The 15,233-nt window shown below is 69.7% G+C and carries 9 protein-coding genes; 7 read left to right on the top strand and 2 right to left on the bottom strand.

The window, feature by feature from the left end; translation table 11 throughout:
- Positions 1-5: 5 nt before the first annotated feature.
- Positions 6-2,954: an FAD-dependent oxidoreductase gene (locus ABL840_RS33880; protein WP_093304458.1), complete on the bottom strand. Its 2,949-nt coding sequence runs from the start codon at positions 2,952-2,954 to the stop codon at positions 6-8.
- A 109-nt stretch (positions 2,955-3,063) separates the two neighbouring features.
- Between ABL840_RS33880 and ABL840_RS33875 the strand changes: the two genes are divergently transcribed.
- The 6 genes from ABL840_RS33875 to ABL840_RS33850 all read left to right on the top strand — a co-directional run bounded on the left by ABL840_RS33875 (position 3,064) and on the right by ABL840_RS33850 (position 10,408).
- Positions 3,064-3,960 carry a dihydrodipicolinate synthase family protein gene (locus tag ABL840_RS33875; RefSeq protein WP_093304456.1) on the top strand — a complete coding sequence of 299 codons (897 nt, stop codon included), beginning with the start codon at positions 3,064-3,066 and terminating at the stop codon, positions 3,958-3,960.
- A 104-nt stretch (positions 3,961-4,064) separates the two neighbouring features.
- Positions 4,065-4,898: an ABC transporter substrate-binding protein gene (locus ABL840_RS33870; RefSeq protein ID WP_093206512.1), complete on the top strand. Its 834-nt coding sequence runs from the start codon at positions 4,065-4,067 to the stop codon at positions 4,896-4,898.
- A 48-nt stretch (positions 4,899-4,946) separates the two neighbouring features.
- Positions 4,947-5,669 carry an amino acid ABC transporter permease gene (locus tag ABL840_RS33865; protein ID WP_093206513.1) on the top strand — a complete coding sequence of 241 codons (723 nt, stop codon included), beginning with the start codon at positions 4,947-4,949 and terminating at the stop codon, positions 5,667-5,669.
- 25 nt (positions 5,670-5,694) lie between these two features.
- Positions 5,695-7,149, top strand: coding sequence for a dihydropyrimidinase (hydA, locus tag ABL840_RS33860; RefSeq protein WP_093304454.1), 1,455 nt, complete (start codon positions 5,695-5,697; stop codon positions 7,147-7,149).
- A gap of 72 nt (positions 7,150-7,221) precedes the next feature.
- A complete protein-coding gene (locus ABL840_RS33855) occupies positions 7,222-7,908 on the top strand; it encodes a GntR family transcriptional regulator (protein ID WP_093206515.1) in 687 nt (228 codons plus the stop codon).
- A 103-nt stretch (positions 7,909-8,011) separates the two neighbouring features.
- Entirely contained in the window at positions 8,012-10,408 is a 2,397-nt protein-coding gene (locus ABL840_RS33850) for a DNA polymerase II (protein WP_176947540.1), read from the top strand.
- Between the two features lie 74 nt (positions 10,409-10,482).
- Here the strand turns inward: ABL840_RS33850 and ABL840_RS33845 are convergent, their stop codons facing one another.
- Entirely contained in the window at positions 10,483-11,406 is a 924-nt protein-coding gene (locus tag ABL840_RS33845; RefSeq protein ID WP_093304452.1) for a LysR substrate-binding domain-containing protein, read from the bottom strand.
- 127 nt (positions 11,407-11,533) lie between these two features.
- On the opposite strand from ABL840_RS33845, the gene ABL840_RS33840 reads away from it, so the two are divergent.
- A complete protein-coding gene (locus ABL840_RS33840; protein WP_093304450.1) occupies positions 11,534-15,154 on the top strand; it encodes an ABC transporter ATP-binding protein in 3,621 nt (1,206 codons plus the stop codon).
- Positions 15,155-15,233 lie beyond the last annotated feature (79 nt).

Raw genomic sequence — 15,233 nt, 5'->3', positions numbered from 1 at the left:
GGCGGTCAGAGGAAGCGGTCGATGAGAAAGGGGCTGATGTCGATGTCGGCGCGGCCGCGCACGATCAGGTCGGTGACCAGCCGCGCGGTGATGGGGGCGAGCGTGTAGCCGTTGGAGGTCACGGCGTTGTAGAAGCCGGGGCGGCCCGGCACTTCGCCGAGGATCGGCGCGCCGTCGATGTTCACGTTCATGCCGGCCCAGCAGCGCACCATGTGCAGCCCGCGCACGGCCGGCAGTACGTGGCCGGCCACCCAGAGGTTGCCTTCGATGCTCTCGCGTTCGGCGCGGTTGAGGCGCATGTCCTCGTTGAAGGCGGCTGTCCAGCCGCCGCCGATGATCAGGCCGCCGCTGGCCGCCTGCTTCAGGCTCAGGTGCCGGTCGGCGTGCGCGACGAGATGATTGACCAGCGGCGGCGCGGGCTCGGTCACGATCATCTGCAGCGGGGCGCCCTTGACCGGGATGCTCACGCCCAGCATGCGGCCGACGGCGCTCGACCACGCGCCGCTCGCGTTCACGACGCGCCCGGCGTGGATGGTGCCGCGCGAGGTGCGCACCATGAAGCCGGCGCCTTCGCCCGGCAGCGCTTCGATGGACTGCACGTCGCAGCCGCGCAGCATGCGCGCACCCTGCTGTTGCGCGCGCCGCGCGACCGCGTAGGTGGCACGCAGCGGGTTGATCTTTCCTTCCATGGGGCAGAGTTCGGCGCCCAGCAACTCGGCCGATAGCGCAGGTGAGAGGCGGCGCAGCTCGGCGCTGTCGATCACCTGCGCGTCGATGCCGTGGCTGCGCTCCAGCGCGGCCTTGGCTTCAAGAAAGCGCATGCCGGCCTCGCTGTCGGCGACCATGAGGCCGCCGGTGATCTTGATCTCCAGGTCTTCGCCGCAGTCGGCCTCGATCTCCTGCCACAGGCGCACCGACATCGGCCCGAGCGGCAAGGTGGCCGCGGCCGGGCCACCGCCTTCCTGCGCCTTGGCGCCGAAGTCGAAGGACAGCAGTTGCACGTGCAGGCTGCCGGCGTTGGCGCCCGAGGCCTGCAGGTTGATGTCGTCGCGGTCGACTACCGTCACGTCCTGGCCGGCCTTCGACAGGTAGTAGCCGAGGCAGGAGCCGAGCACGCCGGCGCCGATCACGAGCACGTCGGTGCGCAGAGTGGTCTCGAACGGCGCTTGTTCCACCGGCCGCGCGAGGTTGGGCGTGATGGCGGGCTTGTGGCCGCCCCACTCGGGTTTCTCGAAGCCGAGTGCGCCGGCCGGCACCGGCTTGGCTGGTGGGCGAGGCGCGAAGTACTGCTCCACCTGCGGCGGTCGGCCGGTCATCTCGGTCAACAACCTGCCAGCGGTGACGGCGCAGTAGCGCGCCTGGCAGCGGCCCATGCCCAGGCGCGTGTTGCGCTTGAGCGCGGCCAGCGTGTCGCTGCCGGCTCGGATCTGCTCGCGCACCGAGCCGAAGGTGATCTCCTCGCAGCGGCACAGCAGGGTTTCGTCGGGCACCGCTTCGAGGGATATGGGCGGCGGTGCGTAGATCGACCACAGCGCCTGCTGGAAGCATTCGGCGCGATGCAGTTTTTCCGTCGCTTCTTCGGGTTCCGGGGCTTGCAGGCCCAGATTGCGCGCGACGGCGGTGCCCGCCAGCGTGCCGCGCGCAAGCGCGACGCGGGAGCCGCCGAGATCGGCGCCGTCGCCCACCACGTACACGCCGGGCAGGCTGGTGGCTCCGTCTTCCTGCGTGACGGTCGCGAGATAGCCGAGGTGGCGGGGCGCGAGGCGGTGCTCGCAGCCCAGCATGCGCGCGAGCTCGGTGGAGGGGATGAAGCCGTAGCCGAGACAGAGCGTGTCGGCTTCGAGGCGGCGCGCCGTGGAGGGCACGGCGTGGCCTTGGGCGTCGATCCGCGCGACTTGCACCGAGCTCAATTCGGGGGAGCCTTCCGCGGAAACGACGGCGTGTTCCCACAGCACGGGCACCTTGTGCGCGCGCAGCTTCCGCATGTAGCGCCAGCCATCGATCAGCAGGTCGGGGGCCGTGCGCGCCGCCGCCAGCAGATGACGCCATTGCCGCGGCGAGGGGCGCGGGGCCGACTCCAGCACGGCGACGACCTCGGCGCCGCCGGCGAGAAGCTCCGCGGCGAGCTGCAGGTTGAGCGGCCCGTTGCCGGCGATCACCACGCGGCGCCCGGGTGCGACGCGGTATGCGCGCGCGAGCGTCTGGCCGGCGCCGGTGGTCATCACTCCGGGCAGGGTCCAGCCGGGGAAGGGCGCGGGGCGCTCGTAGGCGCCGGGTGCGATGACGAGCTGCCGGCAGCTGATGACGCAGGCTCGTCCGTCGACGAGCGCCGCGACCTCGCGCGGCGAGAAGGCGGCCCAGACCTGCGCGCCCTGGGCGATGGCGACGCCGGCTGCGCGGACTTCATGTTCGAGCGCGAGGCCCTGCGCGAACTGGCGGTCGGCCGGGGAGGGCGCCTCGTGAGAAGGCGCGAGCGGCTTGTAGAACTGGCCGCCGGACTGCGGGCGCTCGTCGAGTACCAGCACATCGGCACCGGCGCGACGCGCGGCGAGCGCGGCCGAAAGTCCGGCCGGGCCAGCTCCGACGACGAGCACGTCGACCTGCCGGCGCTCGGGTTCGGCGCCGGGCCCTGGGGTGAGCGGCCGCAGCGGATCGTCGGGCGTGCCGGCGGGCTGCGCCGAGCGAACCTGCTGGCCGTCGGCCACTTTCGTGAGGCAGGCGCGCTGGCTGGCCTGGCCATCGACGGTGACGAGGCAGTCGAAGCATGCCCCCATGCCGCAGTAGAGACCGCGGCGCTCGCCGCCGCGCGTGTGGCGCATCGCCTTGATGCCGCCGGCCGCCAGCGCCGCCGCGATGGTTTCGCCTTCCAGGCCCTCGACGGGCTGCCCGTCGTACCAGAAGCGCACGGGGCGCCCGGCCGGGGTGATGGAAGGGTGGGTCAGTCTGGCGCTCATGGGCAATGCGGAGGAAGAACGTCAACTTACGGTTGACGAGTCGAATTGTATACGTATACTCAACGTATACATATACCGAGTCGATCCGAATTTTCCCCAAGGACTGCCCATGACAGCGTTCCGAGGCACCTATACGGTGCTCATCACCCCCATGACCGCCGACGGCAAGCACGTGGACGTGCCTGCGCTGAAGAAGCTGGTCAACTGGCAAATCGAGGAAGGCATCCACGGGCTGATCCCCCTGGGAAGCACCGGTGAGTTCCTCTCGCTGACGCCCGACGAGCGCCAGCTGGTGATCGAAACCTGCGTGGGCACCGCTGCAAAACGCGTGCCGGTGTTGATCGGCACCGGAGCGGAGTGGACCGACGAATGCGTGCGGCTGAGCCGCGAGGCCGAGGACATGGGCGCCGACGGCGTCATGATCATTCCGCCCTTCTACAGCACGCCCACCGACGACGAGCTGTTCGAGCACTACCGCAAGGTGGGCGAGGCGATCGGCATTCCGATCATGGTCTACAACAACCCGGCCACCGCCAACGTCGACCTCAAGCCCGAGCTGGTGGCGCGCCTCTCGCGCATCGACAACTGCAAGTACATCAAGGAGTCGACGCTCGAGGTGACCCGCGTGCGCGACATCATCGAGCTGTGCGGCGACCGCATGACCGTGTTCGCGGGCATCCTGGGCTACGAATCGTTCTGGCTCGGCGCCCAGGGCTGGGTGGCCGTGTGCTCCAACCTCATCCCGAAGATGTCGGCGCGCCTGTTCGAGCTGGTGGCCGACGAGCGCGACATGCCCGCCGCGCTCGCGCTCTATAAAAAGATGCTGCCTATCGTGCGCTGGGTCGGCGGCCACCGCTACGTCGCGGCCTCCAAGGACGGCCTGTCGATGATGGGCCTGCCGGTCGGCAAGCCCCGCGCCCCCCGCCTGCCGCTGCCCGATGCGGACGTCGCGGACCTGCGCCGCGAGCTCGCGCGGCTCGAACTGCTGGACTCGATCCGCGCCTGACGCCACCGCCGCTCCACGCCAGGCATCTCATTCCCGCTTCTCCGTTTCCCCGTTTTTTCCGTTTCTCACCTCGTCGCCTCGATCCTCCCTCCAGGACAAACATCATGAAACTGCTCCCCGCTCTCGCGTCGGCAACGGCACTCTTCATCTCCTGCGCTGGCGTCGCGAACGCGCAGCAGGCCTGCAAGTCGCCCGTGCCGGATTCGGCCCTCGTCAAGAAGGGCACGCTGACCATGTCGGTCAACCCGACGCTGCCGCCGATGCAGTTCGTCGACCAGTCCGGCGCACTCAAGGGCATGCGCGTGGAGCTGGGCGAGCAGATCGCCAAGCGCCTGTGCCTCACGCCCGAGTACGTGCGCATCGAGTTCTCGGCCATGATCCCCGGCCTGCAGGCCGGCCGCTGGGACGTCATCAACACCGGCATCTTCTTCACCGACGAGCGCGCCAAGCTGATGCAGATGCTCGTCTATGAAGACCAGGCCATCAGCATCAGCGCCGCCAAGGGCAACCCGCTGAAGATCGCCAAGCCCGAAGACCTCTCGGGCAAGAGCATCGGCGTGGAGATCGGCGGCTTCGAGGAGCGCAAGGCGCGCGAGCTCGACAAGCAGCTCACCGACAAGGGCATGAAGGGCATGACCATCCGCACCTTCGAGAACTTCGCGATGGCCTTCCAGGCACTGCGCGCGGGGCAGGTCGAGGTGGCGCTGTCCATCGACTCGACCGGCGCCGAATACCAGAAGCGCGGCGACTTCGAGCGCGTACTGCACGGCCTGTTCCCCACGCCGGTCGCGCTGGCCGCGCGCAACAAGGACCTGGCCGCCGCGATGGCCAAGGTCATGAACGACATGAAGGCCGATGGCAGCTTCCAGAAGCTGTTCGACCAGTACGGCGTCAAGGCCGCCGATGGCGCCGTGGCCGTCAAGGGCCCGGCGAGCTGACGGCGCGCCGTCATCGCCATCGCCATCGAGCAAGCGAAGGAGACTTCCATGGGACAAGGCTGGAGCTGGTCGGGCTTCTTCGACTACCTGTTCAATCCGTACATCCTCAGCGGCGCGGTGACCACGCTGTGGCTCACGCTCGCGGCGATCGCGGGCGGGCTGGTCGTGGGCTGCGCGCTGGCACTGGCCCGCCTGTCCAGCCACCGCTGGCTGGCGGCGCCGGCGCATTTCTACATCTGGGTGTTCCGCGGTACGCCGCTGCTGGTGCAGCTCATCATCATCTTCACCGGGCTGCCGCAGCTGGGGCTGAAGCTCTCGGTGATCGAGTCGGCCCTGCTGGGGCTGATCCTCAACGAGGCGGCCTACCTGGCCGAGATCGTGCGCGGCGGCATCCAGTCGATTCCCGTCGGGCAGACCAACGCGGCGCGCGCCGTGGGCTTCAGCAGCGCGCAGACCATGCGCTACATCGTGCTGCCGCAGGCCATGCGCCTGATCGTGCCGACGCTGGGCAACAGCATCAACGGCCTGCTCAAGACCACCTCGATCACCTCGGTGATCTCGATGGAAGAGCTGCTGCGCCGCACGCAGGTGCTGATCCAGGAGAAGTTCATGGTGCTCGAGCTCTTCATCGTTGCCGCCATCTACTACCTGCTCATGACCACCGCCTGGGACTTCGTCCAGCGCCGCATCGAGCGCCACTACGGCCGTGCCTACGGCAATGCCGCCACGCCGCCGGCGGTGCCCGCCGAACCTGCGCTGGAGCAGCGCTAGGAAGAACGATGAGGAACCAACGCCCATGAGCACCTACGACCTGATCCTGCGCAACGCCGACATCGCCACCGCCGGCGATCGCTACACCGCCGACATCGGCGTGCGCGACGGGCGCATCTGCGCCATCGCGCAAGGCCTCGACGCGAGCGCAGCGCGCGAGATCGACGCGCGCGGCCGGCTGGTCACGCCCGGCGGCGTCGACGGCCACTGCCACTTCGACCAGCCCACCAGCGACGGCTCGCGCTTCGCGGACGACTTTCTCTCCGGCACCCGCTCGGCGGCCTGCGGCGGCACCACCACCGTGCTGCCCTTCGCCGCGCAGCAGAAGGGCCGCAGCGTCCAGGAGGCCGTCGACGACTACCACCGCCGCGCCGAGGGCAAGGCGGTGATCGACTACGCCTTCCACCTGATCGTGGCCGACGCCACGCGCGACGTGACGCAGCGCGAGCTGCCCGCCTTGATCGAGAAAGGCTACACCTCCTTCAAGATCTACATGACCTACGACGACCTGAAGCTGGACGACCGCCAGATCATCGAGGTGCTGGCCACCGCCCGCCGCCACGGTGCGATGACGATGATCCACGCCGAGAACAGCGACTGCATCGCCTGGCTCACCGAGCAGCTGCTCGACGCGGGCCTCACCGCGCCGCGTTACCACTCCAGCTCGCGGCCGATGGCGGTGGAGCGCGAGGCGACGCACCGTGCCATCGCGCTGGCGGAGCTGGTCGACACGCCCATCCTGATCGTTCACGTCTCGGGCCGCGAGGCCGTCGAGCAGATCCACTGGGCGCGCGGGCGCGGGCTGCCCATCCATGCCGAGACCTGTCCGCAGTACCTGTTCCTGAGCGCGGAGGACCTGGGCATCGACCCCGACGATCCGATGCACGGCGCGCGCTGCATCTGCAGCCCGCCGCCGCGCGACAAGGCGAACCAGCAGTTCATCTGGAACGGCCTGTCCAGCGGACTCTTCACCATCGTCTCGTCCGACCACGCGCCCTTCAACATGAACGGCAGCGACGGCAAGCGAGTGGCCGGCGACGACGCTTCCTTCGACCGCATCCCCAACGGCATTCCCGGCGTGGAAACCCGCCTGCCGCTGCTCATGAGCGAAGGCGTGCTCAAGGGGCGCATCGACATCCACCGCTTCGTCGAACTCACGGCCACGAACCCGGCGCGCCTGTACGGCCTGTACCCGCGCAAGGGCACCATCGCCGTGGGCAGCGACGCCGACTTCGTGGTGTGGGACGTGTTCCCCCAGGGCCAGGAGAAGCTGCTGTCCAACGACATGCTCCACCACGACGCCGACTACACCCCCTACGAGGGCATGCGGCTGCGCGCCTGGCCCGGCCTGACCGTCTCGCGCGGGCGCGTGGTGTGGCGGGACGGCGTGTTCCAGGCCGAGCCCGGCTCCGGCCAGTTCCTTCCGTGCCTGCGGCCCCGTGCGCCCAACGACGGCAATCCGCTGGACAAATGGCTCTGAAAGAATGGCCCTGAGCCCGCCAGGCCGGCCCTGCTAAGCTCACCCGCCCTCGTGGCTTCCGCCCATTCCCGCATGCCCAGCCTTCCCAGCCCCTCGCAGCCCGCCACCATCACGATCGCCCCCCTGGAGGTGCGCTCGGCCAGCCTGGCCGAACAGGCCTACGACCGGCTGCGCACCCTCATCCTCGATCGCCAGATATCGGCCGGCAGCCCGCTGCAGGAGGCGCGGCTGGCGGAAGACCTGCGCATCTCGCGCACACCCATGAGGGAAGCGCTGGTGCGGCTGGCGGGGGAGGGGCTGCTGGTGCGGCGCGACGCGCGCTCCTACGCCGTGCGTGCGCTGGAGACCAAGGAATACTTCGACTGCATGCGCGCGCGCGAGGTGATCGAGTGCGAGGCCATCGCGCTGGCGGTGGGCAAGATCACCGACGCCGAGATCGAGACGCTCGAGGCCGACATCGCGACGCTCGGCGCCAGCGAGCACAGCGAAACCGAACACTGGCACTTCGACGATCGCTTTCACATGCTGATCGCCACGGCCAGCGGCAACGTGGTGTTTCCGCGGCTGGTGGAAGAACTGCGCGTCAATGCACGGCTCTTCCGGCTGCACAGTCCGCTGCACCGGCAGCCGGAGAACCACGACGAGCACGGCGAGATCATTCGCGCGCTGCGCGCGCGCGACGCCGAGCGCGCCCGCGCGGCCATGCGCGACCACCTGCGCAACCTGCAGGAAGACGTGAAGCGCGCGCTCACCGAGTAGCTCGGCTGCTTGCCGGAAGGCGCCCGGACGAGTGGCGCTGTCAGATGCAGTGGCGACTGCGCAAGAATCGGTGGTGACCGAGTCCGCCCTTCCTCGCACCCCCATGCTCCAGCCTCCCGTGGCGCCCACCGAACTCAAGGGCTTCATCCTCACCCGCCACTGGCGGGATGCCCCGGCAGGCACGGAAATCGAATACTGGCTGGCCACGGATGCGGGGCCGATGCGGGTCGTGCTCACTTCCCAGACCTCCGTCGCCTTCGTCGCGACCCGGCACCGCGCGGCAGTGGAGGCGCAGCTCGCCGCCATGCCGGGGGTGGAGATTCGCGAGCTCGAGCTGAAGACCTTCCAGCAGGAGCCCGTCGTCGGTGTCTACGCGAAGCACTTCCGGCAGATCGGCCGGCTGGCGCGCGCACTCCGGGCGCAGGACATCCCGCTGCTCGAGGCCGATGTGCGTCCGCACGACCGCCACCTCATGGAGCGGTTCATCACCGCCGGCGTGCAGGTGGAAGGAGGGCACACGGACCGTTGCGCGCTCGTCGACTGCAGGCTCAGGCCCGCGCCCGACTACCGTCCGGCGCTCAGGATGGTGTCCCTGGACATCGAGACCAGCCAGTACGAGGCGCTCTACTCCGTCGCGCTGGACGCAACACAGGACCGGACCGTCTTCATGCTGGGCGAGCCGCCGGCCGTGCCGGGCGAGGCAGCGGCGAGTGCGGACTTCTCGCTCGTCTACTGCCCGACCCGCAAGTCCATGATCGAGAAGCTCAACGACTGGTTCGAGAGGAACGATCCGGACGTCATCGTCGGCTGGAGCGTCATCCAGTTCGACCTGCGCGTGCTGCAGAAGACGGCCGACGACTGCGGGGCGCAACTCCTTCTTGGACGGGACCGACACACCATCGACTGGCGCACCCATCCGGGCAAGCAGGGCTACCTGTTCGCCTCCGTGCCCGGGCGGGTGATCGTCGACGGCATCGAGGCGCTGCGGGCCGCGATGTGGAGCTTTCCCTCCTTCAGCCTGGAGAGCGTCTCGCAGGCGCTGCTGGGCGAGGGCAAGGCCATCGGCGACGAGTACGACAAGATGGCGGAGATCGAGCGGCGCTACCAGGAGGACAAGCCCGCGCTCGCGCTCTACAACATCCGGGATTGCGAACTGGTCCTGCGCATCTTCGAGAAGGCGAAGCTGCTGCAGTTCGTGATGGAGCGGGCCCAGACCACGGGCCTGCAGATCGACCACTTCGGCGGCTCCATCGCGGCGTTCAGCCACCACTACCTGCCGCGCATGCATCGCCTGGGCTACGTGGCGCCGAGCGTGGGCGAGATTGCGAGCAAGGCCTTTCCCGGCGGCTACGTGATGGACTCGAAGCCGGGGTTCTACGACTCCGTCGTGGTGCTGGACTACAAGAGCCTCTATCCCTCGATCATCCGGACCTTCCTCGTCGACCCCGTGGGCCTCGTGGAAGGCGCCAACGCCGCCGACCCTTCAATGCTCGTCCAGGGGCCCCAGGGGACGACCTTCTCGCGTACGAGGCACTGCCTGCCCGAGATCGTGACCACGCTCTGGCGTGCGCGGGACGAGGCCAAGCGGGCCAGGAACGAACCGCTGTCGCAAGCCCTGAAGCTGCTGATGAACTCGTTCGCCGGCGTTCTGGGTGCGTCCGAATGCCGTTTCTTCAATCCCAGGCTGGTGTCCGCCGTGACCCTGCGCGGGCACGAGATGATGAAGCTCACGCGCGAATTCGTGGAGCGCCGGGGCTACGAGACCATCTACGGCGACACCGACTCCATCTTCATCTGGCTCGGGCGCACCCACGCCAACGAGGAGGCACATGCCGTCGCGGCGGGCCTGGTGAAGGACATCAACGACTGGTGGACGCGCACCCTTCGCGAGACACACAAGCTCGAGAACTTCCTGGAGATCGAGTTCGATACCCACTACAGCAAGTTCTTCATGCCCACCATCCGCGGCTCGGACGTGGGCAGCAAGAAGCGCTATGCCGGCCTGAGCAAGGACGCCGCGGGCAAGGAGGAAATGATCTACCGCGGCCTGGAGATGGCCCGCAGCGACTGGACCCCGTTGGCGCGGCAGTTCCAGGAGGGGCTGCTCTCGCGCATCTTCCGGGGCGAGCCCTACGAGGAGTTCGTGAGTGAATACGTGCGCTCGACGCTGTCCGGCGGCAAGGACGAGCTGCTCGTCTACAGGAAGCGCCTGCGCCATCGCCTGGATGCCTACCTCGTCAACGTGCCGCCGCAGGTGCGCGCCGCGCGCATCGCGGACGAACACAACGACCGGCTCCACAGACCCAGGCAGTACCAGAACGGCGGCTGGATCCGGTACGTCATGACCCGCAGCGGCCCGGAGCCGATGGAGGCCCTCCACTCCCGCATCGACTACGACCACTACCTGAGCCGGCAACTGCAGCCGATCGCCGACGCCATCCTCCAGCCCATGGGCAAGAGCTTCGCGGCCCTGACGACCTCGCAGCAGCATCTTTTCTAGCGCGCCGCGAGCGGGGCGAGGCTTTCCGGACTCGGCGTCCGGGCCTTCGTCCGGTCACCCCGAGCCATGCAAGGTCACCACGTCGGCGCGCGGCGGCCCTCTTCGGTCAGGAACTCCACCAGCGTCGGCAGCGATGCGTCCATCGGCCGGTTGGCGTGGATCCGCATCACATAGCCCCATGAGCCGGGCATGCTCAGGCCCGGCGTCAGCGCCACCAGCCGGCCGCGGGCGAGTTCCTCGTCGATCAGCGGCGCCCGGCCCAGCGCGATGCCGACGCCCGCCGCCGCGGCGGCGGCCACGGTGGACAGGCCGCTGAGCACCAGCGGATCCTGGCCGGCGCCTTCCGGCAGGCCCAGCCGCACGCGCCATGTGCGCCAGTCGGTCTCGGGGCTGTCGACATGCTTTTCCTGCAGCCAGCGGTGGCGCGCGAACACGGCCGGATCGTCGCGCTCGTGCGGCGCGACCAGGGCCGGGCTGCAGACCGGCACCACGGTCTCGGTCATCAACGGGATGTCGCCGGGCGCCGCCAGGTGCGGCCCGAGGTCGCGCACATGCAGGAACGCGAGGTCGATGTCCTGCGCCTTCCAGGCCGGGTCCTGGCTGGCGTGCAGGAACACCTGCACGTCGATGTCGGGGTGCAGCTCGATGAAGCGCCCGATGCGCGGCGCCAGCCACAGCGCGGCCAGCGAGGGGTTGGCCGACACGTTCAGGCTGCGGCGGCGCCCGCCTCGGGCGCTGGCGCGCGCATTGCCGCAGGCGGTCTCGAGCAGGGTCAAGGCCTGTTGTACGGATGCCAGCAGCGCGGCACCGGCCTCGGTGGTCTGCGCGCGGCGCACCGTGCCGCCGCGGTGCAGCAGGAGCACCCCCAGGTCGGACTCCAGCGCACGCAGCTGGTGGCTGACGGCGCTCTTGGTGACGTTGAGTTCCGACGCGGCACGGCTCAGGCTGCCCAGGCGGGCAACGGCTTCGAACGCGCGCAAGGCGGCCAGGGGCGGCATGGGGATCGGGATGAACGGCAGGTCGTCGGAGGGTGCAATTTATCTCAACTCCCGATTGAAAAACTATCGCTTTCGCGCGTACGGCGGATGCAAGACCATCGCGGCTTCGCAGAAAGCATCGACCGACATGTACTTCGACATCAGGCTTTGGCAATTGACCGCGGGACTGCGCTTGCGCATGGCGGGCGGCATCTTCCTGGGGTTGCTGGCGCTGGCCGCCGGCATCGCCCGCTACGTCTTCCTCGGCCAGCTGCTGGCGCGCGTGTTCGAGGGAGCACCCGCCAAGGAGTGGATCGCGCCGGCCGCCTGCGTCGGCGCCATGGTGCTGCTGCGCGCCTTGTTCGACCACCTGCGCACGGTGCAGGCCAACCGTTCCTCGGCCGACGTGCAGCAGGCGCTGCGTGCGCGGCTGTACGACCGCATCGTGGCGCTGGGCCCGGCCTGGTTCGCCAACCAGCGCACCGGGGGCGTGATGCTGACGGTGGTGGACGGCGTGGAGCAGCTGCAGACCTTCTTCGGCCAGTACCTGCCGCAGGTCGTCATCGCGGCGGTGGCGCCGTTCGCGATCTTCGCGGTCATCGCCGTCTGGGACGTGCCGACCGCGCTGGTATTCCTGGTCGCGGCGCTGTTCGCGTTGTTCGGCCCGATGGCGGTGCACATGCTGGACCGCCGCGCCAGCCTGGCGCGCAGCCGTTCCATGGACGAGTTCGGCGAGGAGTTCCTCGACGCGGTGCAGGGCCTGCCTACCCTGAAGTCCTACGGCCAGGGCAAGGCCTGGGGCGAGCGCCTGGCCGCGCGCGCCCGCAAGCTCTCCGACAGCACCTTCTGGGTGCTCTCGGTCAGCCTGCTCACGCGTGGCATCAGCGACCTGGGCGTGGCGCTGGGCGCCGCACTGGCGCTGGCACTGGGCGCCTGGCGGGTGGCGTCCGGCGACATGAGCGTGGAAGCGCTGCTGATCGTGCTGATGGCCGGCACCGAGATCTTCCGGCCGCTGCGCGAGCTGCGTTCCGTCCTGCACCGGGGCATGCTGGGCCAGTCCGCCGCGGCCAGCATCCACGCGCTGATGGACGCCCAACCGGTGACCGCCGCACCCGCTGCCCAGGCGACGGCCGCACCGGCGCGCCTGGAACCCACCATCGAATTCGACGGAGTGGCGTTCTCGTACTCGCCGCAACGTCCCGCCCACCGGGGCCTGTCGTTCCGCATCGCGGCCGGCGAGCGTGTCGGCATCGTGGGCCCGAGCGGCGCGGGCAAGTCCACCATCGTGCGCCTGCTGCTGCGCGAGTGCGTGCCGCAGGCCGGCACCGTCCGCGTGGGCGGCCACGACATCAACGGCCTCGACACGCAGACGCTGCTGAGCCAGATCGCACTGGTCAGCCAGGACATCACGCTGTTCCACGGCACCATCGACGACAACCTGCGGCTGGGGCGGCCCGACGCCACCCACGAACAGGTGCGCGGCGCGGCCCGTGCCGCCAACATCGACGACTTCATCATGGCGCTGCCGCAGGGCTACGACACGCCCATCGGCGAACGCGGCCTGCAGCTGTCGGGCGGCCAGCGCCAGCGCGTGGCGATCGCACGCGCGCTGCTGCGCGACGCGCCCATCCTGATCCTGGACGAAGCGCTGTCGTCGGTGGACACCGAGAACGAGGCATTGATCCAGCAGGCGCTGGACCGCCTCATGGCCGGGCGCACCACGCTGATCCTGGCGCATCGCCTGGCCAGCATCATCGGCGCCGACCGCTGCCTGGTGCTGGACCAGGGGCGCGTGGTCGAGCAGGGCCGGCACGCCGAGTTGATGCGCCAGCAGGGCCTCTATCACCGCCTGATGCACGAGCAGGCGCTCGACCTGGCCGGCACCGACACCGCCGTCGCTCCGGCGCCCGCGGCGGCGCAGACGGCCTCGCCGCGCGGCTCACGAGAAGGCGGCGATGTCGATGACGACGGCGGTCGCAGGCCGGAGCCGCGCCTTCTGGACGCCGATGCCGACAAGGTCGGCTGGAAGGCCACGCTGGCCACCCTGCTGTCGGTGGTGCGGCCCTGGCGCGGTACGCTGATCGCCACGATCCTGCTGGGCGTTGCGCGCGTGGCGGCTTTCATCGGCGTCGGCGTGCTCAGCGCGCTGGTGGTGGCCGCGATCCGCGACGGCCGCGACACGACCGCGCTGATCGTCGGCCTGCTGGTCGCCGCGCCGCTGGCCGCGCTGTTCCACTGGCTCGAGTCCTGGCTGGCGCACGCCATGGCCTACCGGCTGCTCGCCGACATGCGCATCAAGCTCTACGACAAGCTGGAGCGGCTGGCGCCTGCCTACCTGCTGCAGCGGCGCTCGGGCGACCTGGTCGCGCTGGCCACGCACGACGTGGAAATGGTCGAGTACTTCTACGCCCACACCATCGCGCCCGCCATCGTCTCGGTCCTGGTGCCGCTGTCGGTGCTGGGTTTCCTGGCGGCGTACAGCTGGCCTGTCGCCCTGGCGCTGCTGCCGTTCCTGGCCTATGCGCTGGTGTCGCCCATCAGGGGCCGGCGCAAGGTCGACGCACTGGGCGACCGTGCCCGTCACGCGCTGGGCGAGATGAGCGCCCACACCGCCGAAACCATCCAGGGCCTTGCCGACCTGACCGCCTTCCAGGCCACGGGGCGCCGCCGCGCGCAGTTTCTCGCGGTGGCCGACCAGAGCCGCGCGAGGCGCCTCGAGATCCTGGACGACCTGTCGCGCCAGACCGCGTGGTTCGAAATTGCCATGGGGCTGGGCTGCCTGACCGTCGCCGTGATCGGCGCGTGGCAGGTGGCCATCGGTGCCTTGCCCGCCGGCATGCTGCCGTTGCTGGTGCTGATCGCGTCGGCCACCTTCCTGCCGGTGTCCGAGATCTCGCAGGTCAGCCGGCAGCTGGCCGACACCATCGCGGCCACCCGCCGCCTGCATGTGGTCAACAACGAGCCCGAGCCGGTCGTCGACGGTCCGCTGCTTCCGCCGGCGTCGACCCACGGCCTGTCGCTGGCCTTCGAGCGGGTCTTCTTCGCCTACCCCGGCAAGACGCGGGACGCCCTGCGCGACCTGAGCTTCGCCGTTCCGGCCGGAGCCACCGTGGCCGTGGTCGGCGCCTCCGGCGCGGGCAAGAGCACCGTGGCCAGCCTGCTGCTGCGGTTCTGGGACCCCCGCCAGGGCACCGTCAGCATCGACGGCGTGGACGTGCGCCAGCTTCGGCTCGACGGCCTTCGCGAACGCGTCGCGCTGGTGTCGCAGGACACCTACCTGTTCAACGACACGCTCGAGGCGAACATCCGGCTGGCCCGCCCCGACGCCGGCGGCGAGGAACTGGCCCAGGCCCTGGAGCGTGCCGCCCTGACGGGCTTCGTGCAGACCCTGCCCGACGGCCTGGCCACGCGCGTGGGCGAGCGCGGCATGCAGCTGTCGGGCGGCCAGCGCCAGCGCATCTCGATCGCCCGCGCCTTCCTGAAGAACGCTCCGGTGCTCATCCTGGACGAGGCCACCTCGCACCTGGACACGCTCTCGGAAATGCAGGTGCGCAGCGCGCTGGACGTCCTGATGCAGCACCGGACCACGCTCGTGATCGCCCACCGACTGTCCACCATCCGCGACGCCGACCTGATCCTGGTGCTGGACGACGGAGCGCTGGCCGAAGCCGGCACGCACGAGCAACTGCTGCGCCAGCAAGGCATCTACGCGAAGCTGGCCAGCCACCAGGGGGCGGGCGTGATGCAACCGCAGCGCGCGCGGGCGTGAAGGAGGATCGAGCCGCAGGCCGCGCGTGGAAGCGCGAGCGCTTCCCGCGGTTCGTGCCGGCCGGGCGACGGGACACCGC

The organism is Variovorax sp. NFACC27 (assembly GCF_048301545.1).
Taxonomy (GTDB): domain Bacteria; phylum Pseudomonadota; class Gammaproteobacteria; order Burkholderiales; family Burkholderiaceae_C; genus Variovorax; species Variovorax gossypii.
Note: the sequence above shows the minus strand (reverse complement) of the source record. Positions and strands in the feature narration are given on the sequence as shown.